The 25895-nt window shown below is 59.2% G+C and carries 22 protein-coding genes; 7 read left to right on the top strand and 15 right to left on the bottom strand.

Translation table 11 applies throughout. From position 1 onward, the window contains the following. Nucleotides 1-2: 2 nt before the first annotated feature. Nucleotides 3-1067, bottom strand: a complete 1065-nt coding sequence (locus tag VPX56_RS06110) for an efflux RND transporter periplasmic adaptor subunit (protein WP_326470503.1) — start codon at nucleotides 1065-1067, stop codon at nucleotides 3-5. A gap of 121 nt (nucleotides 1068-1188) precedes the next feature. Next, nucleotides 1189-3897 (bottom strand): cation-transporting P-type ATPase, encoded by a 2709-nt coding sequence (locus VPX56_RS06105; protein ID WP_326470501.1) that lies wholly within the window; start codon nucleotides 3895-3897, stop codon nucleotides 1189-1191. A gap of 488 nt (nucleotides 3898-4385) precedes the next feature. On the opposite strand from VPX56_RS06105, the gene VPX56_RS06100 reads away from it, so the two are divergent. After that, nucleotides 4386-4634, top strand: a complete 249-nt coding sequence (locus VPX56_RS06100) for a DUF1158 domain-containing protein (protein WP_010428319.1) — start codon at nucleotides 4386-4388, stop codon at nucleotides 4632-4634. Here the strand turns inward: VPX56_RS06100 and VPX56_RS06095 are convergent. After that, entirely contained in the window at nucleotides 4620-6188 is a 1569-nt protein-coding gene (locus VPX56_RS06095) for an alpha/beta hydrolase-fold protein (RefSeq protein WP_326470499.1), read from the bottom strand. The genes VPX56_RS06100 and VPX56_RS06095 overlap by 15 nt on opposite strands. 123 nt (nucleotides 6189-6311) lie before the next feature. Between VPX56_RS06095 and VPX56_RS06090 the strand changes: the two genes are divergently transcribed. Continuing rightward, on the top strand, nucleotides 6312-8456 hold the full coding sequence (locus VPX56_RS06090; protein WP_326470497.1) for a TonB-dependent siderophore receptor: 2145 nt from the start codon (nucleotides 6312-6314) through the stop codon (nucleotides 8454-8456). 93 nt (nucleotides 8457-8549) lie between these two features. Here the strand turns inward: VPX56_RS06090 and VPX56_RS06085 are convergent, their stop codons facing one another. Beyond that, nucleotides 8550-8891 carry a RamA family antibiotic efflux transcriptional regulator gene (locus VPX56_RS06085; protein ID WP_119935465.1) on the bottom strand — a complete coding sequence of 114 codons (342 nt, stop codon included), beginning with the start codon at nucleotides 8889-8891 and terminating at the stop codon, nucleotides 8550-8552. 32 nt (nucleotides 8892-8923) lie between these two features. Next, nucleotides 8924-10027: an MBL fold metallo-hydrolase gene (locus tag VPX56_RS06080; protein WP_131633167.1), complete on the bottom strand. Its 1104-nt coding sequence runs from the start codon at nucleotides 10025-10027 to the stop codon at nucleotides 8924-8926. A 191-nt stretch (nucleotides 10028-10218) separates the two neighbouring features. On the opposite strand from VPX56_RS06080, the gene VPX56_RS06075 reads away from it, so the two are divergent. From VPX56_RS06075 to nfsB, 3 genes are all read left to right on the top strand, one after another. Next, nucleotides 10219-10809 carry a TetR/AcrR family transcriptional regulator gene (locus VPX56_RS06075; protein ID WP_131633168.1) on the top strand — a complete coding sequence of 197 codons (591 nt, stop codon included), beginning with the start codon at nucleotides 10219-10221 and terminating at the stop codon, nucleotides 10807-10809. Next, complete coding sequence (locus VPX56_RS06070; protein WP_119935193.1) at nucleotides 10799-11167, top strand: MmcQ/YjbR family DNA-binding protein; 369 nt, start codon at nucleotides 10799-10801, stop codon at nucleotides 11165-11167. The genes VPX56_RS06075 and VPX56_RS06070 overlap by 11 nt, the downstream gene beginning before the upstream one ends. 120 nt (nucleotides 11168-11287) lie before the next feature. Next, nucleotides 11288-11941 carry an oxygen-insensitive NAD(P)H nitroreductase gene (gene nfsB, locus VPX56_RS06065; protein WP_326470491.1) on the top strand — a complete coding sequence of 218 codons (654 nt, stop codon included), beginning with the start codon at nucleotides 11288-11290 and terminating at the stop codon, nucleotides 11939-11941. Nucleotides 11942-11977: 36 nt separating this feature from the next. Here the strand turns inward: nfsB and VPX56_RS06060 are convergent, their stop codons facing one another. From VPX56_RS06060 to VPX56_RS06045, 4 genes are all read right to left on the bottom strand, one after another. Continuing rightward, the gene (locus VPX56_RS06060; protein WP_326470489.1) at nucleotides 11978-12265 is read right to left on the bottom strand and encodes a helix-turn-helix domain-containing protein; all 288 of its coding nucleotides are present in this window, start codon (nucleotides 12263-12265) and stop codon (nucleotides 11978-11980) included. Next, the gene (locus VPX56_RS06055) at nucleotides 12246-12575 is read right to left on the bottom strand and encodes a type II toxin-antitoxin system RelE/ParE family toxin (RefSeq protein WP_266178596.1); all 330 of its coding nucleotides are present in this window, start codon (nucleotides 12573-12575) and stop codon (nucleotides 12246-12248) included. The genes VPX56_RS06060 and VPX56_RS06055 overlap by 20 nt, the downstream gene beginning before the upstream one ends. 139 nt (nucleotides 12576-12714) lie before the next feature. Next, the gene (locus VPX56_RS06050) at nucleotides 12715-13740 is read right to left on the bottom strand and encodes a DUF2157 domain-containing protein (RefSeq protein ID WP_326471969.1); all 1026 of its coding nucleotides are present in this window, start codon (nucleotides 13738-13740) and stop codon (nucleotides 12715-12717) included. After that, entirely contained in the window at nucleotides 13737-14606 is an 870-nt protein-coding gene (locus VPX56_RS06045) for a helix-turn-helix transcriptional regulator (RefSeq protein ID WP_326470484.1), read from the bottom strand. The genes VPX56_RS06050 and VPX56_RS06045 overlap by 4 nt, the downstream gene beginning before the upstream one ends. A 107-nt stretch (nucleotides 14607-14713) precedes the next feature. On the opposite strand from VPX56_RS06045, the gene VPX56_RS06040 reads away from it, so the two are divergent. Both VPX56_RS06040 and VPX56_RS06035 read left to right on the top strand, forming a co-directional pair. Further along, nucleotides 14714-16150, top strand: a complete 1437-nt coding sequence (locus VPX56_RS06040) for an MFS transporter (protein ID WP_326470482.1) — start codon at nucleotides 14714-14716, stop codon at nucleotides 16148-16150. A gap of 65 nt (nucleotides 16151-16215) precedes the next feature. After that, nucleotides 16216-17460 (top strand): mechanosensitive ion channel family protein, encoded by a 1245-nt coding sequence (locus tag VPX56_RS06035; protein ID WP_326470480.1) that lies wholly within the window; start codon nucleotides 16216-16218, stop codon nucleotides 17458-17460. On the opposite strand, the gene VPX56_RS06030 is transcribed toward VPX56_RS06035, so the two are convergent. The 6 genes from VPX56_RS06030 to VPX56_RS06005 form a co-directional block, all read right to left on the bottom strand. After that, nucleotides 17461-18432, bottom strand: coding sequence for a LacI family DNA-binding transcriptional regulator (locus VPX56_RS06030; RefSeq protein ID WP_326470478.1), 972 nt, complete (start codon nucleotides 18430-18432; stop codon nucleotides 17461-17463). A gap of 75 nt (nucleotides 18433-18507) precedes the next feature. Next, the gene (locus VPX56_RS06025) at nucleotides 18508-19650 is read right to left on the bottom strand and encodes a Gfo/Idh/MocA family protein (protein WP_131633177.1); all 1143 of its coding nucleotides are present in this window, start codon (nucleotides 19648-19650) and stop codon (nucleotides 18508-18510) included. Beyond that, nucleotides 19643-20668 (bottom strand): sugar phosphate isomerase/epimerase family protein, encoded by a 1026-nt coding sequence (locus VPX56_RS06020; RefSeq protein WP_326470476.1) that lies wholly within the window; start codon nucleotides 20666-20668, stop codon nucleotides 19643-19645. Before VPX56_RS06020 ends, VPX56_RS06025 begins: the two co-directional genes overlap by 8 nt. Before the next feature lie 15 nt (nucleotides 20669-20683). Continuing rightward, entirely contained in the window at nucleotides 20684-21922 is a 1239-nt protein-coding gene (locus tag VPX56_RS06015; protein WP_326470474.1) for an MFS transporter, read from the bottom strand. 255 nt (nucleotides 21923-22177) lie between these two features. After that, entirely contained in the window at nucleotides 22178-23566 is a 1389-nt protein-coding gene (gene pheP, locus VPX56_RS06010; RefSeq protein WP_131633180.1) for a phenylalanine transporter, read from the bottom strand. Between the two features lie 104 nt (nucleotides 23567-23670). Further along, complete coding sequence (locus tag VPX56_RS06005) at nucleotides 23671-25857, bottom strand: TonB-dependent receptor (protein WP_326470470.1); 2187 nt, start codon at nucleotides 25855-25857, stop codon at nucleotides 23671-23673. Nucleotides 25858-25895: the final 38 nt, after the last annotated feature.

Genomic DNA, 25895 nt, shown 5'->3' with positions numbered 1-25895 from the left:
CCTTAATTCAGTATCTGGACGGCGGCACCGGGCTGCACGCGCTGCGCGCCGTCAGTAATCGCTCGCTCACCGGGCTTCACGCCGGATGAAATCTGGAACTGCTGGCCAATCTGTCCGGCAACCTTCAGCGGACGCATTTCGGCTTTGCCGTCGGCATTAACCACCCAGGCAAAGAACCCTTCGCCGTTCTGCTGTACGGCAGCGGCGGGCAGGGTCAGGACAGGCTGCTCGCTGGTCGGGCGCAGGATCACGTTCACGTTACCGCCGGGCAGGAGCTGATGGCGCGGGTTGGCGAACTCGGCGCGCAGCATCACGCTGGCGGTGCGCGGGTCGATGCGGTTATCCACGGAGGTCAGTTCACCGCTGACGCGCTGGCCGTTGCTGTCGATAAGCGCCTGCCAGGCCTTTTTCATGGCGTTAATATCAGGATGCTGTCCGGCTTTGGTGGCAAAGGCTCCCTCTTCCAGCGCAAAGGCGATGCGGATGGGATCGAGCTGCACGACCTCCACCAGCACGCCGCTTGCGGGGTTGACCAGGCTGCCGACGTGGAAGTTGCTGTGCCCCACTCGCCCGTCAATCGGCGAGGTGATGCGGGTATAGCTCAGGGTGACGTTGCGGGTTTCGAGGCGGGCTTTCGCCTGCTCCAGCGCCGCGCTGGCGACGTCGCGCTGCATGCGGGCGTTATCCACGTCGTGACGGCTGATGGCGTTGCTGCTGCCCAGGCTTTCAAAGCGGGAAAGCTGCTGCTGCGCCTGGCGCAGCGTGGCTTCTGCACTTTTTACCTCGGCCTGCGCCAGACGCACCGCGGCGCGCGGCTCGGCATCGTCCAGCTCGAACAGCACATCGCCTTTTTTCACGTACTGTCCGTCGCGGAACGGGGCTTTGACGATTGCGCCTTCCGTACGCGCGCGCAGCTCAACGGTGTGGATAGCTTCAATGCGGCCCGGGATCTGGCGCTCGGCGGCGTGGGCGGTCTGCTCCACGGCGGCGACGCGAACGGGAATGGCGGCGGCGAAGGCGGGTTGCAGGGTGCAGGCGAGGAGCGCGAACAGGATTGGGAGTTTCATTAATAAGTACCTCAGTGTTTTCCCCTCACCCTAACCCTCTCCCCAAAGGGGAGAGGGAACTTGAACACCCTCTCCCCTTTGGGGAGAGGGCAGGGTGAGGGGTAAGGTTTTAAGGTTTTCGTTATGCAGCCTTACGGAACCTGCGGGTCAGTCGCTTCTCGATTTCGACGACGAAGAACATCACGCCCGCGACCGCCAGAGTCACAAACCAGTAGCGCAGCGGCAGCGCTTCGGTGCCGAACAGCATCTGCATAAACGGCAGGTAGATGATTGCCGCCTGGAGCAGGAACAGCACGCCCGTCACCAGCCAGATACCTTTGTTCGCCAGCAGGCCGCGGTTCAGGGAGAACCCGTCGGTGTTGCGGCAGTTAATCATGTACACCCACTGGGCGCAGACCAGCATCTGCAGCAGCACGGTGCGGATGAACTCCGCGCTGTGGCCGCGCGGGGCCAGCCAGGCTTCCAGCGCAAAGGCAGCAATCGCAATCATGGTGCCGACGAAGGCCACGCGCCACACGGCGTAGGCATCCATCACGTGCTGTCCGGTCTGACGCGGCGGACGGCGCATGATGTTGCGCTCGGCGGCCTCAAAGGCCAGGCCGAAGGAGAGCGTGGCGGAGGTGGCCATGTTCATCCACAGAATCAGCACCGGCGTCAGCGGAATAATGTTCCCCGCCAGCAGCGCAATCACAATCAGCAGCCCCTGCGCGAGGTTGGTAGGCATGATGAACAGAATGGTCTTCTTCAGGTTGTCGTAGACGCGACGCCCCTCTTTCACCGCGCTGGCGATGGTGGCGAAGTTATCGTCCGTCAGGACCATGTCCGCCGCCTCTTTGGTCACTTCCGTGCCCTTGATGCCCATCGCGATGCCCACGTCCGCCTGGCGCAGCGCCGGGGCGTCGTTCACGCCGTCACCGGTCATGCCGACGATTTCGCCTTTGTCCTGCAGCGCTTTCACCAGGCGCAGCTTATGCTCCGGGCTGGTGCGGGCGAAGATATCATACTTCACCGCGGCTTCCGCCAGCGCGGCGTCGTCCATCTTCTCCAGCTGGTAGCCGGTGACCGCCTGCTCGCTGTTGGTGATCCCCAGCATCTGGCCGATGCTCATCGCCGTCTGCGGGTGATCCCCGGTGATCATCTTCACGCGGATCCCCGCCTGCTGGCAGGCGTTAATCGCATCAATGGCTTCCGGACGCGGCGGATCCATCATCCCGGCGATGCCGAGGAAGATCAGTCCGTGGCTCAGGTCGTCGTGCGTCAGTTCCTTCTCGCCGTTTGCCGGCTTGAACGCCGCGGCAACCATGCGCAGCCCCTGACGCGCATAGCGCTCCATCTCGGCTTCCCAGTACGCGCGGTTGAAGGCTTCGGTGCCGTTGCGGGTCTGCTGCTGGGCGCACAGGGCGAAAATCACGTCCGGCGCGCCGGTGATCAGGATCTGCTCCTCACCGCCAATCTGGTAGTGGGTGCTCATGTACTTGTACTGCGAGTCGAACGGGATCTTGTTAATCAGCGTGGTCATGACCGGCGCAAGGTTAGCCTTCGCCGCCAGCACCTTCAGCGCGCCCTCGGTCGGCCCACCGGTAATGCCCCACAGGCCGCGCTCGTCCTGAATCATCTGGCTGTCGTTACACAGGTCGATGGTGCGCAGGTACTGCTCCAGCACGGTGCCCGGCTGGATCTGCACCGGCTCGTCGCTGCCTTCCAGGTAAATGTTGCCCACCGGCTCGTAGCTGTTGCCGTCCACGCGATAGCAGGTGTCGGCGGTGATGATGGCTTTGACCGTCATCTCGTTCATGGTCAGGGTGCCGGTCTTATCCGAGCACACCACGGTCATCGCGCCCAGGGTTTCAACCGTCGGCAGCTTGCGGATAATCGCCCGCTTGCGCGCCATCGCCTGCACGCCCAGTGAGAGGATGATGGAGATAATCGCCGGCAGACCTTCCGGCACGGAGGCCACCGCCAGGCTAATCAGGGAGAGCAGCAGCTCGCCCATTGGGATCTCGCGGAACACCAGGCTGAAAACAAACAGCGCGGCCATCATCGCCAGGATAATGGCGAAAATGGCTTTACCCAGCTTGTCCATCTGCACCAGCAGCGGCGTGCGGTGCTTTTCGATGCCCGCCATCATCTGGTTGATGTGGCCAAGCTCCGTATCCTTACCGGTCGCGGTGACCAGGCCGACGCCACCGCCCGCGCTCACGGTCGTCCCGGAGAAGACCATGTTGGTGCGGTCGCCCAGCGGCAGTTCGCCGCTCAGCGGATTTGTGTGCTTATCCACCACGGTGGATTCACCGGTCAGAATCGCCTCTTCCACGCGTAAATTATGCGCTTCGATTAAGCGCATATCCGCCGGAATACGATCTCCCGCGCGTAATACAATAATATCGCCCGGGACTATTTCAGTTGTGGGTATCGTTTCGTGGTTGCCGTTACGAATAACGCGCGCCTCGCTGGAGAGCATATTGCGAATACTCTTCAGCGATTTTTCCGCGTTGCTTTCCTGAATATGGCCAATTAAGGCATTGATGACCGCCACGCCGAGAATAACCAGCGTATCGACCCAGTGGCCCATCACCGCGGTTAATACGGCCGCTGCAAGCAAAACGTAAATCAGGACATCGTTAAAGTGCGCGAGAAAACGCAGCCAGCCCGGCTTGCCTTTTTTCTCCGGCAGGGCGTTCGGGCCATGCTTCTGCAAACGCGCCTGCGCCTCGGCGCGGTCCAGGCCGTTAGCCTGACTCTGCGCCTGAGCGAGCACCTGCTCTACGGTCTGCTGGTACGCCTGCCCGCCCGCGGGTGGCATATTCTGTGAGAAATTTTTTTTGGTCATGGTATTTTTCCTTCAATATCCGGTGGACGGAAGCCGGAATTCCCTTCTGGCTTTAATTAATTCAATTTTAATTCTTGCGGGTTAAATTGATCTAAAGCAATATAATGACAACGGAGTTATTCAAAACTGCTAAAAATTAATTCGATAAGATGATTTTTACAAAATATTTCTAAACCAACATTAAACAAGGAGACAGCATGTTTGGTATTTATCGCGGACGGCGCCTGGCGTTATACATTGTCGCAGCCATTGTTATTGCTACGTTAATTGGATACAGCACCTATACGTTTGTAAAATTATTTTCCTGATACAGACGTTTATTTACATAACGCGATATTAATTTAATCGACCGGCCAATATTATTCTTTTTTTAGTTATGAAATGCGGAATAAAGGCTATGTGATATTCAAATTCGTCGGCCGGATTGATATTGCTTTACGAAACAGGATGCCGGACAATGACATTTTTAACTGACGATTAACATTACGATGAAACACCCGTTAGAATCGCTGCTTACGGCCGGGGGCATTTTATTGCTGGCCCTGATCTCCTGCCTGCTGCTACCCGCGCCGTCGCTGGGTCTGGTGCTGGCGCAGAAGCTGATGACGACCTTCCACATGGTCGATCTTAACCAGCTTTACACCATTCTGTTCTGCCTGTGGTTTTTAGCGCTCGGCGCCATCGAATTCTTCATCCTGCGTTTCGTCTGGCGCCGCTGGTTTTCACTGGCGTCGTAGGCCGGTGAAATCACGCATGCCGTGGATCAGCGCTTCGCACCAGGCCGCGTAGTCGTGGCCGCTGGATGACGGACTGAAACTGACGCGATAGCCTTTCTCCCGCAATACCTGTTCAAATTCCTGGGTTGTGCGATAGATCCCCCCGCCCGGCCCCGCGGTTTCGAACTTCCCGGCCTGCAGCCAGAATCGCACCGGATACGGCGGCGACTGCTGATACTGGCGCGTCAGCCAGCCGTGGGCTTCCCCCTTCGGCGCCCACCAGTACGAGCCTGAAAGACTCAGCACGTTGCCAAACAGGCGCGGGTAGCGCAGCGCCACCCACGACGAGGCAATTCCCCCGTAGCTCGACCCCGCCAGCACCGTTTTCTGCCGCTGCATCGCAATGCCCTGCCCGCGCAGCCACGGCAGCAGCTCGTGCGCCATAAAGTCGGCGAAGTCCGGATTTGGCGGCAGCTCTTTGCCGCGTCGGGCGTGATCGAGGCTGTCGATAAACACCACGTTAATCGGAGGAAGATGATGGCGGGCGATAAGACCGTCCAGCACGTTGGCGAAGCGGTATTCATCCTGATAAATCTGCCCGTCGAAGAGGATGAGCGTCCAGCGCGCGGGCTGTGCGCCGCGCGGCTTGTAGACCATCACTTCGCGGGAATTGCCGAGGATCTTGCTCGCTATGTTCTGACGGCTCAGCGTGCCGTGCACCAGCGGCTGCGCCGTGGCCTGAACGGTGCAGTAGCGCGCGGGGCTGAGATCGAGCAATGAATAGCGGTTCCAGCGATCGGTTTTCTGTTCACCAAAGGACGTCGGGTTGAGCGGATCGGCCTGGGCGCTCACCAGGATCGCGCGCCGCTGGTCGCGTGGCGATCCGTCAATGACCGGCACGTCCGGCGCAAGCTTATACTGCATCACCGTATCGGCGGGCACCACGTAGCTGCGGAACCAGACGTCGCTTTTGCCCAGCCGGAAAAGCGGATCGTGATCCCCCGCCGGTGAGCCAAGAATAAAAACGTTATCCCGCGCGCCGCGCCACAGGAAGGTGACGCGCTTATGTTCTGCGTCTACCGGCTCCACCATCGGCGTTCCCTGCCGACTCTGCGCCTGCCAGAACGCGTTGGTACTCCCACCGGCAGCAATCTCTTTTGCCAGCGCCTGAAGCGTCGGGCTTTCAGGCGCCAGGATTTGTTCGCGCGATAAGGCGGAGGTCTCTTTCATTCGCCACTGAAAACGCCACGGCTTGCCCGCTTCACCGTGCAGCACCAGCGAGCTGCTTTGCTTCACCGGGAGGGCAAAAAGCAGCGTGTGTTCCCCGTCGGCGGGTCCATTCTCGACCAGCGTGCGAATGCGGCGGTTTTGCCCGTCCAGCAGGCGCGCATCGGTCACGCCGTTCAGCGTGGCGGATACGTAATTCTCGTCCAGCGGCGGAAGTAAAAAACAGACTTCACCGCTGGCATCAAACTTCCCCTGCACATCGCCCTGAAGGGAAGAGTGTTCGCACGTCGCCGCCACGGCGGGTAGCGCGCCTATCCCTAATAACAACCCACTCCATACCCTCTTCATTACCGCATGTTCCCCGACGAAATTTGTTAACAACGCTAATGCAAATGGTAATAATTTGCAATATCATCCAGACCGATTTACCGGTGTTTTTATGGCGATAGCAACCAAGGACGTTCAACAAAAATGTTTAAAAATAATAAGATAATGCAGCTCTGGCTGCTGAGCCTGACCGCGGCCAGCGTGACGGCTCAGGCAGAAACGAAAGAAGAAACCATCACGGTGACGCAAGGGACGAGTCAGGAGCCCACCGCGCCCGTGAAGGGGATTGTGGCGACAAAAACTCTCTCTGCGACCAAAACCAGCGCTGAGATCGTCAGGACGCCGCAGTCGGTGTCGGTGATCACCCGCGATCAGATGCAGATGCAGGACGTCACCTCCGTGTCGCAGGCGCTGCGCTACTCGGCGGGGGTGTTCACCGAGTATCGCGGATCGTCAAACCGTAACGACGAGGTGTTTGTGCGCGGCTTTAGCTATGTGCCGAAATTCCTCGACGGATTAAGCTTTGGCGCAACGGCCTCGTCACAGACGGGCACCATCGATCCGTGGCTACTGGAGCGCGTGGAGCTAGTGCGCGGCCCGGCGTCCGTGCTGTTTGGCCAGGTGAACCCGGGCGGGCTCATCAGCATGACCAGCAAGCGCCCGACCGCTGAATCCATCCATAACGTGCAGTTCCGCACCGGCAATAACGACCTCGCCGAAGGTGCATTTGACGTCGGCGGCAGGCTCAGCGACGACGGCCGCGTGCTGTATCGCGTGAACGGGATTGCCCGCACCCAGCATAATCAGGTAGATGATTACAAAGAGACGCGGATGGCGATTGCTCCGGCGATCACCTGGTACCCGAACGATCTGACCCGCTTTACCCTGCTCACCAGCTACCAGAAAGATCCGGACGCGGGCTACCGCAACTTCCTGCCCGCCTACGGCACGGTAAAAAGCGTCGACGGGAAGTACATCCCGCGCGACTTTAACGTCAGCGATCCGGATTATAATCAGTCCTGGCGCGAGCAGACGATGATTGGCTACGAGCTTGAACACCAGTTCGCCGATAACCTCACCTTCCGCCAGAACGCGCGTTACGCCACCATCAGGCAGAAATACCGGTATCTGGTCTACGCCACCAGCGCCGCCAACAGCTCGGTGCTAACGCGTCGCGCCCAGCACGAGGAGCGCACCACCAACGAATTTGGCCTCGACAACCAGCTGGAGTACCTGGCGAATACCGGTGAAGTCTCCCATACCCTGCTCGGCGGATTCGACTATAAAACCAGCAAAGATAAACAGCTGCTGGCGCGCGGGAGCGGCTCGCAGTATGACCTCGACTGGCGAAACCCGGTATACGGCGTAAACGTGGACGAAAGTACCTTTAAGGCCGCCACCGACGAACAGCAAAATCTCGACCAGATGGGGCTGTATCTGCAGGACCAGATGAGCTGGAACCGCTGGGAGTGGCTGGTTTCCGGGCGCTACGACTGGAGCGAAGTGCGCACCAATGACTTCACCGACGGCAGCTTTGCCCAGCAAAACGACAGCAAGTTCACCTGGCGTACCGGCCTGCTGTACGCGTTCGACTCTGGACTGTCGCCGTACGTCAGCTACAGCACCTCGTTTGAACCGAACCTGCAAACCAACCGCGCGCCGGGCGTGGGGCCGTTTAAGCCGACCACCGGCGAGCAGGCCGAGATTGGCCTGAAGTATCAGCCGGTCGATACCACCCTGATGACCCTGGCCCTGTACGATTTAACCCAGGACAACGTGGCGACCTACAACAGCGCCGAGGGCTGGTTTGAGAACGCGGGCAAGGTGCGTTCGAAGGGCGTTGAGGCAGAAATCCACTCTACACTGATGGACAACATCAACCTGATTGGCTCGTACACCTACACGGATGCGAAAACTAAAAGCACCACGGTCGCGGGGACCGAAGGCAAAACGCCTGCGCGTATTCCGGCGCATATGGCCTCGGCCTTCGCCAGCTATACCGTGCCCGGCGGCGCGCTCAAGAGCCTGACCGCGGGCGTGGGGATGCGCTACATCAGCACCAGCTACGGCGACGCAAAAAACACCTTCAAGGTGCCGTCGGTGGATCTGTATGACGCGATGGTCAGCTACGACCTGGGCGAGATGAGCCGCAGCCTGAAAGGGGCGAGCGTGCAATTCAACGTCAATAACGTGGCGGATACGAAGTATGTGGCATCGTGCGCAAGCGATACGGCGTGCTTCTACGGGATTGGCCGGACGGTGACGGCGACGGTGAATTACAGCTGGTAAACTGGGTGCGGTCTGGCCCCTCACCCTAACCCTCTCCCCTACGGGGAGAGGGGACGATTACACCCTCGCCCCTTTGGGGAGAGGGGATGTTTTTCAGTGCGCCCTACTGTGGTTCTCTTTACGGTACGCGCCCGGCGGCTGGTTGAAGGTGCGGGTAAATATGCGGGTAAACGTCTGCTGCGAGTCAAACCCGTAGCGCAGACAGATGTCGTACACGCGCTCGTCCGATTCACGCAGGTCGCGCGCCGCCAGCAGCAGCTTGCGCTCGCGAATATAGCGCCCCAGACTCTCCCCCTTGTACTGCATAAACAGCCGCTGCAGGTGCCACTTCGAATATCCCGCGTGGCGGGCAATCTCTTCGATGCGTAGCGGCTGATGTAGGTTGTCGTCAATCCACTCGACGATGGTGTCGATGACCTGAGCGGAAATAGTCATGCTGCTCTCCCCCTCTGCTTCTCGGTTAAACATTATTCCCACCACTCACGAAATTGTTGCGTGCTGTCGCCCACGCGAACCGGTTCGCCCAGCTCTGGCGTCAGCAACCGATAATTTTTGTCCTTGCTGGCCCGCGCCAGCTGGATCAGCGGATCGTTCCACGTGTGCTTCGCCAGCACGAAGCGCCCGTTGTGTCCCGGCACCACCGCTTTCGCGTTGAGATCCGCCGAGGCCTGCGCCGTTTCATCCGGCAGCATGTGGATGTACTTCCAGTCCTGGTCGTACTGACCGTTTTCCATGATGGCTAAATCCACTTCGCCAAACTGCTCGCCGATGGCCTTGAAGTGCGGGCCATAGCCGGAGTCACCGCTGTAATAGACCTTCTGCCCTGGCGTGACGAACATAAAGCTGCCCCACAGGGTCTGATTGCGCTTGATGCCGCGCCCGGAAAAGTGGCGCGCCGGCAGCACGTGCACCGTCAGTTCATCGCTAATGCGCACCGCCTGGTTCCAGTCCCGCTCGTCGATAATCTCCGGGTTCATGCCCCAGTAGCGCAGGTGGGAGCCCACGCCCAGCGGCGTGACTACGCGCTTCACCTTCGGCAGCAGCGCCCTGATGGTGGTGTAATCCAGATGATCGTAGTGATCGTGCGAGATAATCAGCAGGTCGATCTCCGGCATGCTCTCCGCATGCCACGGATACTCACCGGCAAAGGCCTTATTGAGGAACGAAAACGGCGCGGCGTAGTTGCCAAGCACCGGGTCGATCAGAATGCGTTTCCCCGCCAGCTGCATATACCATGACGAGTGGCCGAGCCACACCAGGGTATCCTGCTCCAGCGGCAGGCTCGCGAGATCGGTTTTCACCAGCGGCAGCGGCTGCGCCGGTCGTGCGTTTTCGGTTTTACGGGTCAGAAACTGCCACCACGCCACCAGCATATTTTGTTGACCGGTAAAGCCCGGCGTCGGCAGCGTATTGTGGAATGTCCCGTCGCGATACTGCGGGGAGGCTTCCACCTCGGAAAGCCGATCGCCCTGCGGGGGCTGGCCGAAACCGGCGTTCAGAACAAAAGGTAAACTGGCCGCTGAAGCAATAATCATGACAAACACCACGCAGATGAATAGAGGCTTTTTCATTTCCTGACCCGAATACGCGCCCCGTCCGATGGTTTACGCGGGTTAAGCTTGATTATGAGTGAGTAAGCACTCATTATTAGATACGATGAATATATCGTCAAGACGTTTTCGATCTTTGACATTCCGCGTTGCAGCAGTATGAACCGCATGCTTCAATACGCTTTTTTACAATTGACAAAGGGGAGAATTTAGTGGCACGTCCGAAGAGTGAAGATAAAAAACAGGCCTTACTGGAAGCAGCAACCGCTGCATTTGCGCAGTCGGGGATTGCCGCCTCAACGGCGCTCATTGCCCGTAACGCGGGCGTTGCCGAAGGCACCCTGTTTCGCTACTTTGCGACGAAAGACGATCTGCTGAATGCCCTCTACCTGCACCTGAAGCAGGATCTCTGCCAGGCGATGCTGTCTAATCTGGATCGCTCACTCACCCAGCCCAAAGAGCACACGCGTAACATCTGGAACAGCTATGTCGACTGGGGGATTAAAAACCCTCTCGCACACGCCGCCATTCGCCAGCTGGGCGTCAGTGAGAAGATCAACGCCGAGACGGAACAGGCCGTGAAGGATATGTTCCCGGAGCTGCACGAGCTGTGCCGCCGCTCGGTGCGTCAGGTGTTTATGTCCGACGAATTTAAAACCTTCGGCGATGCGATTTTCTTATCGCTGGCCGAAACGACGATGGAATTTGCCACTCGCGATCCGTCCCGGGCCGTCGATTTTAAAGCGCTGGGCTTTGAGGCCATGTGGCGCGGGCTGGCTCAGGAGGATAGCGATGGACGGTAAGTCCTTGCAGGAACACGCGAAACGCGTGGCGCTGGAACTGCCTTTTACGGAACACTGCTGGCCGTTTGGGCCCGAATACGACGTGTTTAAAGTGGGCGGGAAGATTTTTATGCTGATGGCGGTTGTACGCGGTCGCCCCCACGTCAGCCTGAAATCCGATCCTGAAAAATCGCTGTTGAATCAGCAGATTTACCGCGGCGTTGAACCGGGCTATCACCTGAATAAAAAGCACTGGATCTCACTCTACGGCACCGATGACATCACGCCTGAAGTGGTTACCGATTTCATCAATGACTCATGGAACCTGGTGGTCGATAAGCTGCCCAAAAAAGACCAAAAATGGATACGCCCGGCCTGATTGTTCGCCTGAGACGAACAGATTAACCGCTCGAATCGCACTTATCTTTTCCCGCTTCGCGCGGTAATCTGCTCACCTTTCGCGCCCGCGTACGGGCGAATTTCATCACCAGGAGTTGTTATGGATATCATTTCTGTCGCCCTGAAACGTCACTCGACCAAGGCGTTCGACCCAACCAAAAAACTGACCGCGGAAGAAGCGGAAAAAATCAAAACCCTGCTGCAGTACAGCCCGTCCAGCACCAACTCCCAGCCGTGGCACTTTATTGTCGCAAGCACCGAGGAAGGGAAAGCGCGCGTGGCGAAATCCGCTGCGGGCACTTACGTGTTCAACGAACGCAAAATGCTGGACGCCTCTCACGTGGTGGTGTTCTGCGCGAAAACCGCGCTGGACGATGCCTGGCTTGAGCGCGTGGTGGATCAGGAAGAGTCCGATGGCCGTTTCAACACGCCAGAAGCTAAAGCTGCCAACAATAAAGGCCGCCACTACTTCGCCGACATGCACCGCGTGGATCTGAAGGATGACGACCAGTGGATGGCGAAGCAGGTTTACCTGAACGTCGGCAACTTCCTGCTGGGCGTGGGCGCGATGGGTCTGGACGCGGTACCAATTGAAGGTTTCGACGCCGCTATTCTCGACGAAGAGTTTGGCCTGAAAGAGAAAGGCTTCACCAGCCTGGTGGTGGTGCCGGTTGGGCATCACAGCGTGGAAGATTTCAACGCCACGCTGCCGAAGTCTCGACTGCCGCTGAGTACGATTGTGACCGAGTGCTGATCCTTAGTGGCACGCTGGGTTCCGGCGTGCCTGTTTTCAGTAAAGCGTAATTTGCGGGTGTTTAACCCCGCACACCAGTGCATAACGCGTTAACGTATCAAGGCTCGCCCGGGTAATATTCGCTTCCATTCTTGATACGGTGGGTGCGCTGACGCCCATTCGCTCCGCCACCTGTGCGCGCGTAAGACCAGCATGGTCGCGCCATTGCGCCAGCATCTCTCGCAGGCGCTCCTTGCGCTCTTCTGCATCAAAAGAAGCCTGAACCTCTGAATCGCTTAACAGTTCCGCTCTGAGTGCATCCCAGTCAATAATCTTCTTGCTCATCCAACATCTCCTGTTGTCGTTTTAATGCCAGACGGAGTTCAGCTGAGGGCGTTTTTTGCGTCTTCTTAACAAATACACGCAAAAGAAAAATCGTCTTTTCCCGCTGGTAAACATAAATACCTCGGGTATGGATCAGCCCAACGGTCCTGATTTCAAACAGACCATGCGGCAATGGTTTGCTGTCAGGTTCCCGAAGAGCCGTCGGGTTTAAGCGCAATTTATCAAGCTGGCGAATTAGCTTCGCCTGCACCCCTGCAGGCAGTAAGAGAATCTCTTCCCTGACCGCCTCATGAACGATAAGTCTGAACACGGTATTTCATCCCTGATGATATTAGCACATAAGGCAATTTGCATTAAAGGCTAACATTGTTTTTAATGACTTACCTTACCTGCTTTTATCGGGTCATACCGGATCCGCAATAATTACCTGAAAGCGCCTCGCAAAAAATTTATTTCCCCGCATGCCAAATCTTCTCCGCATACCGCCCAATCACCGCCAGCGACGCCGCCAGGATCAGGAAGAACACCACCTTGTTCATCCCGTCCCAGAAGTATTCGAAGTAACGCGTATAGAGGTTAACGGCGAGGAACGTCAGGCCAAAACCGCGCAGCATCCCGTCGTCGGTTCTCAGGCTGATGTAAATGCAGAGCACCGCCGCCACGGCGAACAGCAGCGCCCACGGCAGGAGCGAGGCCTGCGTGACGCTGTACCAGCTGTCGATATCGTAATTGCCGAAAATCGACATGATCCACAGGGCCACAAACAGGTACGTCAGCCCCATGGCTTTGCTGGTGGCATAGAGATGCCGCACCTGCAGCACTGCACGCAACACCCGGCACAGCGCCAGCAGCGCGCCGCCGAAGAAGATAAACCGCACCGGGTAGTTCATCCCCAGCCAGTACGCGCCCCAGCCGGACATGTAGCCCGTCTCTGCGCCAAACCAGTTGCCGAGCGAAAGCAGGAAAAACAGCCACACCAGCCCCGAACGGCCAAAGAAGCCCACCAGCCCGTAGATCGCGCATCCGGCCAGGAACAGCGGCGCAACGTGACCGCTGCCGTTATCGAGCCGCTCGCCAAGCTGCCAGAGCGCGATGGCGGTAAAGAGCACGCCGAGGAACAGAATCGCCTCGGTACTGTAGTGCCACCGGGTTTCCCGCCGCTGTCGGCTGAATCCCCACAGGTAAAACAGCACCGCAATCACCGCAGGCAGGCCAATGCGGGCGAGAGAAGAGAAAGCGAAGAATTCGATGATGCGCGCCATCAGCTCGCTGTCGGAGAACAGGCTGCCAATGGCGATAATGACGCAGGCCAGCGCCGTCCAGAAGGCATAACGGCTGAGGCGCTGCCAGTCCATGGTGACGCGGCGTAAGGTTCCGGCAAGGCGCTGGTGCTCGTCGGCGGTTAATGCGCCCTCCTGCTCCCACTCGGTGAGCGCGCGGCGCAGGAGGCGTTCCTGTTTGCGGGTGACGTTCATTTTACCTGCTCCGCCAGCCATTCCATCGCCCTCTCCCCCGCTTCGTCCACCGGCAGATACACCAGCAGCCGCGACCCGTTTCGCGGCGCGGAGTACCAGTACATCTGCTGCAGCGTAAAATCCCCCAGTTCGGGATGGGTAAACAGCTTGAGCTGGTTCTCCACGCCGCGCACGTCGTTGCGCTGGTGCCACAGGGTTTTGAACTCTTCGGACACGGCAAAGAAGCGCGCAAGCTTCGCTTCCCACAGCGGGTCGCCCCGGTGCTCGGCCATCGCCGCGCGGAAGTAGGAGACAAATATCGGCAGCACGTCGTCGCGCCTGCCGAGACGCGCGCGCCACGCCGGATGGGTGAGGAACAGGTAAATACAGTTGCGGTCTTCCGGCGGGATCTCATTGAAATCGACGCCCATCAGGTGCCCGAAGCTGTCGTTCCACGCCACGATGTCGAAGTTCGGCTTCTGGATGCTGGCAGGCTTCGGCATCAGCGTGTCGAGCAGGCGGCGCGTGCCTTCGCTGATGCCCTCGCAGCAGACCGCCTGCGGCGCTTCGCCCGGCGGCAAACCGGCTAACACAAACAGGTGTCGGGCCTCGGTTGGGGTGCACTGCAAGGCTTTCGCCACAGCCGCCATCACCGCGCTGGACGGATTGACGTCCCTGCCCTGCTCAAGCCAGGTGTACCAGGTCACGCCCACGTCGGCCAGCATCGCCACCTCTTCGCGGCGCAGGCCCGGCGTGCGTCGGCGCCCGCTGCGCGGCAGGCCGAGACGCTGCGGATCGAGGCTTTCACGGCGGGCGCGCAAAAATGCGCCGAGCTGTTTTCGCGTGTCATCCTGAAGTGAGACGACGGGTTCAGACATCAAGGCCATAAATCCCCCTGCATGGTAGTGCCAGTACCAGTATAAGCAAGAACTGGTACCCGTTTATCAGATGGTTGATGCTACGACCATCTGATGAATGACGCAATGGAGATCCCATGAATACGTCAGTTGTTTCACCGGGCCGCGCTGGCCTGATATTGCTGTTAACAGGCCAGATGCTGCCGCTGATTGATACCTCAATCACCAACGTCGCGCTGGACTCCATCACCCACTCTTTACACGCCACGGCGACCGAACTGGAGCTGATCGTCGCGCTCTACGGCGTGGCCTTCGCCGTCTGCCTGGCGCTCGGCAGCAAGCTGGGGGATAACCTCGGCCGTCGTCGCCTGTTTATGTGGGGCGTGGCGAGCTTTGGCCTGGCCTCGCTGCTGTGCGGCATGGCGGGCAATATCGAACAGCTGCTGGCCGCGCGCATCGTTCAGGGCGCGGGCGCGGCGCTGATCGTGCCGCAAATTCTCGCGACGCTGCACGTGACGTTAAAAGGCACGGCGCACGCAAAAGCGATCAGCCTGTTCGGCGGCATCGGCGGGATTGCGTTCATCGTCGGCCAGATGGGCGGCGGCTGGCTGGTGTCGGCGGACATCGCCGGGCTGGGCTGGCGTAACGCCTTCTTCATCAACGTGCCGATTTGTCTGGTGGTGCTGGCGCTGAGCCGCCGCTACGTGCCGGAGACCCGCCGCGATACCCCGTCGCGCATCGACTGGCCGGGTACGGCTCTGCTGGCGATGATCCTCTGCTGCCTGCTGTTCCCGATGGCGCTCGGCCCGCAGTGGCACTGGTCATGGCCGCTGAAGGCTGCGCTGCTGGCCATTATTCCACTGGCATATTTAATGGTGCTGAACGCGCGTAAAAAAGAGCGTGAAGATGCGCACCCGCTGATCCCGCCGCGTCTGATGCAGCTCAGCAGCATCCGTTTTGGCGTGCTGATTGCGATGCTCTTTTTCAGCGTCTGGTCCGGGTTTATGTTCTGCATGGCGCTGACCATGCAGACCGGCCTTGGCATGGCGCCGTGGCAGTCCGGGAACAGCTTTATTGCCCTCGGAGTGACCTACTTTATCTCCGCGTGGTTCGCGCCGCGCCTGATTGCCCGCTACAGCACCAGCACCATTCTGCTCACCGGGCTGGCGATCCAGATTGTCGGCCTGCTGGCGCTGGTTGCCACCTTCCGCACGTGGGGGATGAACAACACCGCGCTGACGCTGGCACCAGCGACCGGGCTGGTCGGCTACGGGCAGGCGTTAATTGTGAACAGCTTCTACCGCATCGGGATGCGCGATATCAAGCCTGACGACGCGGGGGCCGCGAGCGCCATTCTCAGCACGCTGCAGCAGGCCGCGCTGGGGCTGGGTCCGGCCATTTTTGGCGCGATTCTGCTGCACGCGCTGCAAAACCATCACGGGGACTACACCCAGGCGGTTAACGTTTTCCTGCTGGTTGAAACCGCGATGATGGTCGCGCTGGCGCTGGCGACGCTGCGCATGCGCCATCGTCTCTGTTTACCGGTGGTAAAGGTTTGCCAGGCCACCAAATAAGCCCGTGAATTTGCATAATTAATCCGCAGCCGCCATTATGGGGCTGCATCAATACAGGAGACGTTATGCAGGAATTAATTGCTCAGGTTGAAGAGTTAGGGATTGAAATTAATCACACCACCTCTTTAGTGATTATCTTTGGTATTATTTTTCTTACCGCCATCATCGTTCATTTTATTCTGCACAAAATGGTGCTCCGCGCCTTTGAAAAGCGCGCGCGGGCAAGCAGCCATTTGTGGCTGCAGATCATTACCGAGAATAAATTATTTCGCCGCGTGGCCTTTACCCTGCAGGGGATAATCGTCAACGTTCAGGCGGTTCTGTGGCTGCAAAAAGGCAGCGAAGCGGCGGAAATACTCACTACCTGCGCGAAGCTGTGGGTAATGGTCTATGCCCTTCTCTCCTTCTTCTCGCTGCTGGACGTGATATTTAATCTGTCACAGAAAATGGCCACCGCGTCGCAGCTGCCGCTGAAGGGGATCTTCCAGGGCGTTAAGCTGGTCAGCGCCATCCTGGTGGGGATACTGATTATTTCCCTGCTGATCGGCCAGTCACCGGCGATCCTGATCAGCGGTCTGGGTGCGATGGCCGCCGTGCTGATGCTGGTCTTTAAAGATCCGATACTCGGCCTGGTGGCGGGCATTCAGCTTTCCGCCAACGACATGCTCAAGCTCGGCGACTGGCTGGAGATGCCGAAGTACGGCGCCAACGGCACGGTGACCGACATCGGCCTGACCACCGTCAAGGTGCGCAACTTCGATAACACCATCACCACCATTCCGACGTGGGCGCTGGTATCCGACGCCTTTATCAACTGGAGCGGCATGTCAGCCTCCGGCGGGCGACGCATTAAGCGCAGCCTGAATATCGACACCACCAGCATTCATTTTCTCGACGAGCAGGAGCAGCAGAAGCTGATACAGGCGAGGCTGCTGAAGCCGTATCTGGCCGCGCGACACGAGGAAATTACCCTCTGGAATCAGGAGAACGGTGAAGGGGAATCGGTATTAAACCTGCGCAAGATGACCAATATCGGCACCTTCCGCGCCTACCTGAATGAATATCTGCGCAACCACCCGCGCATTCGCAAAGATATGACGCTGATGGTGCGCCAGCTCGCGCCGGACGCTAACGGCCTGCCGATTGAAATATACGCCTTCACCAACACGGTGGTCTGGGCGGAATATGAGGAGATTCAGGCGGATATTTTCGACCATATATACGCGGTGGTGGATGAATTTGGTCTGCGCATTCACCAGTCCCCGACCGGGAACGATATTCGATCCCTGGCGGGCGCACTCGTTAAATAATCAGGTGCTGGCGCGGGAAATAAAGCGCCAGTCCATCATTACCCTTTCCGTGGGCGCGTCCGGGTTGTCGATTTTGTTCATTAACAGGTCGACCGCCTTGCGCCCGATATCCCGCGACGGCTGTTCAATGGTGGTGAGCGAAATCATGTCCGCCAGCTCCGTGCCGTCAAACCCCACGACCGCGATATCCTCCGGCACCCGCAGCCCCGCCTGCTGAATCGCGCGCAGCGCGCCTGCGGCCAGGGTATCGGACACCGCAAAGACCGCGTCCGGCGGGTTCTTTTTCAGCAGATTTTCCATCGCCGCCATCCCGGCGCGCGAGCTGAGATCGCTGGCGTATTCCACGGCCTGATAGTCCAGGTCCTTCAGGTGGATCACGCTCTTGTAGCCGCGCTCGCGCAGGCGGGCATATTTATAGCTGAGGTCGTGGTTAATCATCGCGATACGCGTGCGCCCGCTTTCGGCCAGCTGGCTGACGGCGTGCTGCGAGGCATCGACGTCGTTAATCCCCACGCAGGAGACCGCGCCCGCATCGGCGTATTCGGCGCACTGTACCCACGGCGCGGCACCAATCAGCGCGGCCAGTTCCGGCAGCTTCGAGAAGGCGTCCATGGTGATAATGCCGTCGACGATTTTGCCCGACAGCAGGCTTAAGCCCGAGCGGGAGCGCTCGATGTCCGAGCCGGAGTTGCATAGCAGGATGCGGTAGCCGTTTTTCTCCGCCTCTTCTTCAATGCCCTTCACCACCTCGGCGCAGAACGGGTTGGCGATGTTGGAGACCATTACCAGGATCATATAGCTGCGGGCGGTGCGCAGCTGGCGCGCCAGCAGGTTCGGCTGGTAGTTGCTCTCCTGGATCGCCTGCAGAACGCGCTCGCGGTTTTTCGCCTTCACGGTGTCGCTGTTGTTGAGCACGCGGGAGACCGTCGCCACGGAGACTCCGGCGAGCTGAGCGATTTTCTGAATAGACATAGCGACGACACATCCTGCGGTTAGCGTTTTGTGCAGGCTACCATAAAACGGTTGCCCGGCGAACCGGGCAACGCGTCAATACGCCACGCGCACCCAGCGCTGCTGCTGATGGCTTTTCACTATCGCATCAATGATATACATCACGTTCGCGCCGTCGTGGAAGGTCGCAAACGGCGGTTTATCCGCCATCGCCCCCGCCTGAACGGCGCGGTAGAACTGCGCCATCATATTTTTAAACGCGTCCGGCCAGCCTTCGATATGCCCACCGGGGAAGTGGGCGCTGTCGGCCACGTCAGGGTTCATCAGGCCCGGATCGTCGGTGAGCGTCTGGTTGGCCTGCGCGCGATGCCCGATCCACAGCCGCTGCGGGATCTCCTGATCCCACGCCACCGACCGCTCGCTGCCGTTGATCTCAAACGTCAGGCGATTTTTGCGCCCCGCGCTCACCTGCGAGACGCTAAAGCTGCCCCTGCTGCCGTCGTCGAAGCGGAACAGCACCGAGCCGAAGTCTTCGGTGGTGACCGGCCTGTCTTCATACTGCGCGTGCGCATCGTGGGTAAAAGTCTGATTGCCCGACACGCTGGCTTTGCGCGTCGGCCAGACGATGGCGAGATCGGCCATCACCTCGGTTATGCGTCGCCCGGTGACGAACTGCACCGTGTCGCACCAGTGGGAGCCGATATCCGCCACCGCGCGCGATGCGCCGCCGAGCGCGGCATCCACCCGCCAGTTGTAGTCGGTTTCCAGCAGCATCCAGTCCTGCAGGTAGCTGCCGTGCGCGGCGAACAGCCGCCCGACGCTGCCCGCGCGCATCATGCTCGCCGCCTGGCGCACCATCGCAAACTGGCGATAGACAAAGCTCACGCCGTGCACCACGCCTGCCTGCTCCGCCAGCGCCACCAGCTCGCGCGCCTCGTCCGGAGTCATGCACAGCGGCTTTTCGGAAAACACGTGCTTGCCCGCGCGCAGGATCTTGCGGTTAATTTCCGCGTGCAGATGGTTCGGCGTGCAGTTGTGCACCACGTGCAGATCGGGATGTGCGAGCAGTTCCTCCACGCTGCCGTACGCGTGCGGCACGTTAAGCTGGCGCGCTTTTTCTTGCGCCTGAGTAAGGGTTCCGTCGCACAGGGCAACCACCTGCACAAAACCTAGGCGCCTAAGCGCCTCGATATGCGCCGGGCCGATAAACCCGCTGCCGATAATCCCGACGTTAATCATGGCTGCCTCCCGCCGCGAAGTCGTCAAACGCGCGCCCGGAGACCGGGATGATATGGCGGCGGATAAACTCGCTGCCCTCACTGGCGCCGGCTTCGCCGTCCTTTAGGCAGCACTCCCACTCCAGCACCGCCCAGCCGTCGTAGTCGTACTGGGTCAGCCTGCTGAAAATGCCCTTAAAGTCGATCTGCCCGTCGCCGAGCGATCGGAAGCGCCCGGCGCGGTTGATCCACGGCTGGTAGCCGCCGTACGCGCCGCTGCGCCCGTTGGCCCTGAACTCGGCATCCTTCACGTGGAACGCCTTGATGCGCGCGTGGTAGATGTCGATAAAGGTCAGGTAGTCCATCTGCTGCAATAGCATATGGCTTGGGTCGAAGAGAATGTTGCAGCGCGGATGGTTATCCACCAGCGCCAGAAAACGCTCGAAGGTCACGCCGTCGTGCAGATCTTCCCCCGGATGCAGCTCAAAGCAGACGTCCACGCCCTGCTCGTCGAACGCATCCAGAATCGGCCGCCAGCGGTTTGCCAGCGCCTGAAACGCTTCCTGAAAACGCTGCTCGTTGTGCGGCGGCCACGGGTAGAAAAACGGCCACGCCAGCGAGCCGGAGAAGGTGGCGTGCGCTTTCAGGCCTAGTCTTGCTGAAGCCAACGCCGCCTGCTTCAGCTTCTCCGTCGCCCACGCCCGGCGCGCCGCATCGTTGCCGCGCACGGCGGCGGGCGCGAAGTGGTCAAACGCGTCGCTGTAGACCGGGTTTACCGCCACAAGCTGCCCCTCCAGATGGGTCGACAGCTCGCTGATGACCAGCCCGTGCGCGGCCAGCTTGCCGGTAATGTCATCACAGTAGCTCTGGCTCTCGGCCGCCTTCGCCACATCAAAAATGTGCGGATGGTTGCAGGGGATCTGCACCGCTTTATAGCCTTTCCCGGCTGCCCACCCGGCCAGCCCGTCGAGGGTGTTGAACGGCGCTTCTGCACCGATAAACTGCGACAGAAAAATACCGGGTCCTTTCATCGTCCTCATACCACCTCCTGAACGTTACGCCTTGTCATCGTCATACTTAAACGTGAGAAGGAAAATCAGCGCGATCGCCGCGGCAGCCACCGCCGGGATCCACCAGAATGTCACCCACGCCTGCGGCACGGTTTGCCCCGCCACCAGACGGTTATAGAGCGCGCCGGAAATCTGCGAGCCGAGCAGCATGCCGATGCCGTAGGTGAACATCACGATCATGCTCTGCGCCTGGCCCTTCACCTTTTCGCCGGCCACGCGGTCGGTATAGATAAAGCCCACCACAAAGAAGAAGTCATAGCACACGCCGTGCAGCAGGATGCCGATATAGAGCAGGAAGCGCCCCTCCTCGCTCACGCCCAGCGCGAACATGGCGTAACGCACGAACCACGCCAGCATGCCGATCAGCAGCATGTATTTCACGCCCAGGCGGCGGAACAGCAGCGGAATGACCAGCATGAAGAAGATCTCCGACATCTGCCCGAACGACATGGCGGTGCTGACGTCGGCAATGCCGGCATCCGCCAGGTATGAGGCGGTGTAGGCGTAATAGGTGCCGAGCGGAACGGAGATCAGCATCGCGCAGACGGAAAAGACGAAGAAGTGGCGGGTTTTGAGCAGCGCGAAGGCATCCGCGCAGAACAGATCGCGCACCTTCACCGGCAGCCCTATGGCCGGTGCTGGCGTGTGCGGGAGCGTCAGGCTGTAGATCGCCAGCAGCACGGAGCTGGCCGCCGCCACCTGGAAGATGGTCACGCTGGACGCCACGCCGGTCACGCCGATGAAAATGCCCGCCACGATCCAGCCGATGGTGCCAAACACGCGCACCACCGGGAAGGTCTTATCGACGTTCGCCAGGCTGTGAAACGCGATGTTGTTGGTCAACGCCAGCGTCGGCATGTAGCAGAGCGTGTAGCCAAACAGCAGGCCGATGAGCAATACGCCGTTTTCAGCCACGAGCGCCCCCGGTACGAACCAGAGGATGGCCGCGCCCGCCAGATGCATCACCGCCATCACCTTCTGCGAGGCGAAGAAGCGGTCCACCAGCATCCCGAGCACGAACGGCGAGAGGATAGACGCGATTGGCCCGGCGGAGAACGCGTCGCCAATCAGCAGAGACATATTGTGCTGGGTCATCACCAGGCCGAGCGTGACCGACCAGCTACCCCAGATAAAAAACTGCAGAAACATCATCAGCGACAGACGCGGAACCAGCATCCGGTGCTGTGCTATCGCCTTTCCACTACTTTCAGTTGTTAACACCATGATGAGCCTCACCCAGAAAAAGTAATCGATTACAAAACAGTTCAAATGAAAAGTAATCGATTACAAAATAAAGATCCTGTGGATCGAAACAGATTTGGGAGGGGGGTCACGATAAAGGTTGAGCTGGAGGTGATTTGGGATTTTGTAGGCCCGGTAAGCGTAGCGCCACCGGGCGTGAAGGCGGGTGCGGTCTGGTTTGGTGCGGCCTGGTGCCCTCACCCGGCCCTCTCCCACGGGGAGAGGGAGAAAACCGTGCTACTTTTTGCGCGAGAGCTTAAACGCCACGAACAGGAACACCACCCACACCGGCAGCAGCATCGCGGAAAGACGCATCTCATCCATGGTGCACATCAGCACCAGAATCAGCGCCAGGAAGGCGATGCAGATATAGTTCCCCGCCGGATAGAGGAGCGCTTTGAACTGCGTTTCGCGTCCCTTTCGGCGCATCGCCGCGCGGAAGCGCAGGTGCGCCAGGCAGATCATGATCCAGTTCAGCAGCAGCGTGGCGACAACCAGCGCCATCAGCAGGCCAAAGGCCTCTTTCGGCAGCAGGTAGTTAATCAGCACCACCAGCGAGGTTATGGCCCCGGAAAGCAGCAGCGAGTTGACCGGCACGCCGCGACGGCTGACGCGGGTCAGGAACTTCGGCGCGTTACCCTGCACGGAAAGACCAAACAGCATGCGGCTGTTGGAGTAGACGCCGCTGTTATAGACCGAGAGCGACGCCACGAGAATGACGAAGTTCAGCGCCGATGCGACCAGGTTGCTGTTCATGTCGTGGAAAATCATCACGAACGGGCTGCTGTCGGACTTTACTTCCACCCACGGATAGAGCGCCAGCAGGACCACCAGCGAACCGATGTAGAACAACAGGATACGGTATACCACCTGGTTGACCGCTTTCGGGATGCTTTTGTGCGGGTCGCGCGCTTCGGCCGCGGTGATCCCTATCAGCTCTAATCCGCCGAAGGAGAACATGATCACCGCCAGGGAGAGGATCAGCCCTTTCCAGCCGGTCGCCAGGAAGCCGCCATGCTGCCACAGGTTGTCGATGGTGGCGCGCTCGCCGCCGTTGCCGGAGAACAGCAGCCAGAGGCCAAAGCCGATCATGCCGATAATCGCCAGCACCTTAATCAGCGCAAACCAGAACTCGGTTTCGCCATACAGGCGCACGTTCACGAGGTTAACGGCGTTGATAATGATGAAGAAGGCCGCTGCCCAGATCCACGTTGGGACGTCCGGCAGCCAGTATTGCATATAGATGCCTGCGGCGGTCAGCTCCGCCATCCCCACCAGTACGAACATCACCCAGTAGTTCCAGCCGGACAGGAAGCCTGCGAACGGGCCCCAGTATTTATAGGCAAAGTGCGCGAACGAGCCTGACACCGGCTCTTCAACGACCATCTCGCCGAGCTGGCGCATGATCAGGAAGGCGATAATCCCCGCGATAGCGTAACCCAGCAGAACCGCCGGGCCGGCCATCTGAATGGCGGGGCCGATGCCGAGAAACAGCCCGGTACCAATGGCGCCGCCGAGGGCGATTAACTGAATATGTCGATTTTGCAAACCACGTTGCAGCGTCGGATTCTGATCCGACGAGGCTTCAGCGCTACCGTTGGCTGAAGCGGATGACGCGTCTTTCACGTCCTACCCCTGTCTCTTTTTTAGAAGGGGCACGTTTTAACACTTCATGCTGGTGGTAGCAAGGGATTGGGGCATCCCTGCCCCTGATAACGAGGGTGGAACGCTTAGAACTCGTAGCCAACCGAAACCTTAAAGGTGCGCGGTTCGCCCTGAGACAGGTAGGTGCCGGTATCGTCTACCGCCGCCCAGTAGTTTTCATCGGTTACGTTTTCGATGCCCGCGCGAAGGGTCATCTGATTTTGGTTGTGGTTCACGGCGAAGCGATAGCGCATGCCCAGATCCAGCGTGGTATAGCTGTCCAGCTTGTTGGTATTCGCCAGGTCAGCATATTGCGATCCCGAGTGGTTCACGCGCGCCGTTGCGGTCAGGCCATCAATAGGCTTGATGTCATATTCTGCGCCCAGCACAGCGTAGAAACTCGGCACGCCAATCGCATTGTTCCCCTGATTCACGCCGTTGTTCGTTTTGGTCAGCTCCGCCTGCAGCCAGGTCGCGCCAGCGTTAAGGCGCAAGCCCAGCATCGGCTCGCCGAAAACATTCAGCTCGACGCCACGGTTACGCTGCTCCGCATCCAGACCGTAGTGCTTGGTCTGACTGTCGAGAATAGCGGAGGGCATTTTGATTTCGAACAGCGCCAGTGAACCGCCCACGCGGCCAAAATCTGCCTTCACGCCCACTTCGTTCTGTTTAGAGTGAACGATACCGGTGCTCTGACCGTAGTTGGTGGCGGTGTTAGGCGCGGTTTTACCCGGCTGCAGCGCTTCGGTGTGGTTGGCGTAGAGTGAAACTTCATCCAGCACTTTGTAAACCACGCCGTAGGTTGGCATCCAGCGGCTGCCGTCAAAGGAGTCGCCTTTATTTTCCAGCCCGGTTTGTTTGTCATAACCGCGAATGACCACCTTTTGGTGGCGCGCGCCTGCGGTAAACAGCAGCGTGTCGTCCAGCACGCCCAGGGTATCGCTCAGCAGCCAGCCCTGCGTGCGGGTGCGGCCGCTGGTCAGCGGATCGCTATATTTCCCGCCGAGGCCGTTGAAGTTGGTGCTGTCAGGCGCGTTGACGCCCGTATTATGGTAGATGTTGGTATACGGATTATCCGCCGCAGCCGACATTTTCCAGGCGATTTTTTCGTTTTTGGTCATCGCCGAGTAACCGACGTTGACCTTATGCGACACAAAGCCCGTATCAAAGTTACCGCGAATCCCCGCCATTCCGCTGACGGAGTCGCTAATACGATTTGTGTCCAGGCGCGTCGCCGTCGCCGTGCCGTCTTTTTTCCACAGCTTAGCTCCGCTGTATAGCCCTTCTTCATGGGCGTGCTGCGCGCCAAGGCCGGTGTAGGCCGTCCAGCTGTCGGTAATATCGTATTCGCTGCGCCACATACCGAATTCGTTTTCGATATCGTTGTAAGCCCACTTCTGGGAATAGTTACGATCGTTTTTTGGCGGCTCAGGAATGAAATCAACGGCGGAGATATTTACTCCGGTTTCACTCCCGTGGAATGATTTCTTCTGATAGCCCACGTCCAGAGAGGTGCGGAAGCTGTCACTTTTATAGTCAAGCCCGGTGGAGAGCAGCGTAGTGCGGCGGCGATCGTTAGCAACCGGCGCTTCGCCTTCGCGATGCACCAGATTCACGCGCGCGCCAAACTGGTCATTGTCACCAAAGCGGCGTCCCGCATCCAGCGTGGTGCCAATCTGAGAATCGGACGTGTAGTCGACGCCCACCTTCGCCTGCGGGGTATCGCCGGCATGCTTAGGCTCAAGGTTGATCATCCCGCCAACGCCGGAGCTGGCCGCTCCGTTCATCAGGGCGTTGGCGCCTTTAAAGACCTCAATGCGATCGACCATCTGTGCATCCACCACCTGACGCGGCAGCACGCCGGACAGGCCGCCAAAGGTCATGTCGTCGCCGTCAAACTTCAGGCCGCGAATGCGGTAGGTTTCGGAGTTGTTGCCATAGCCCTGTACGTTCTGAACACCCGCGTCGTTCGCCAGAACGTCGGCAATGGTTCTCGCCTGCTGGTCTTCCACCAGCTTCGAGGTGTAGCTAATGATATTGAACGGGACGTCCATGGCGTTTTGCTGGCCGAGCATGCCCATGCGCCCGCCGTTCGCCACCTGTCCATCGAGGAAGGCCGGAACGAGCTGGTCGCCGCCGGGTTTGAAATCGTCGGCAGGTGCGGCCTGGACAACAAGGGTGTCCTCTTTTTTAGTCTCCGCCGCAAAGGCGGAGTGCGTAACCGCGCCAACGGCGAGCGCCAGCAGCGTTTTGTGCATTGTGGTGTTGTTCATACGTTACTCATGAAAAAAGCGCGCAAAAATGGCCCGTT

This window comes from Enterobacter wuhouensis (genome assembly GCF_035835995.1).
Taxonomy (GTDB): Bacteria; Pseudomonadota; Gammaproteobacteria; order Enterobacterales; family Enterobacteriaceae; genus Enterobacter; species Enterobacter wuhouensis.
The sequence above is the reverse complement of the archived record's forward strand: the minus strand, read 5'-3'. Positions and strand labels throughout refer to the sequence as shown.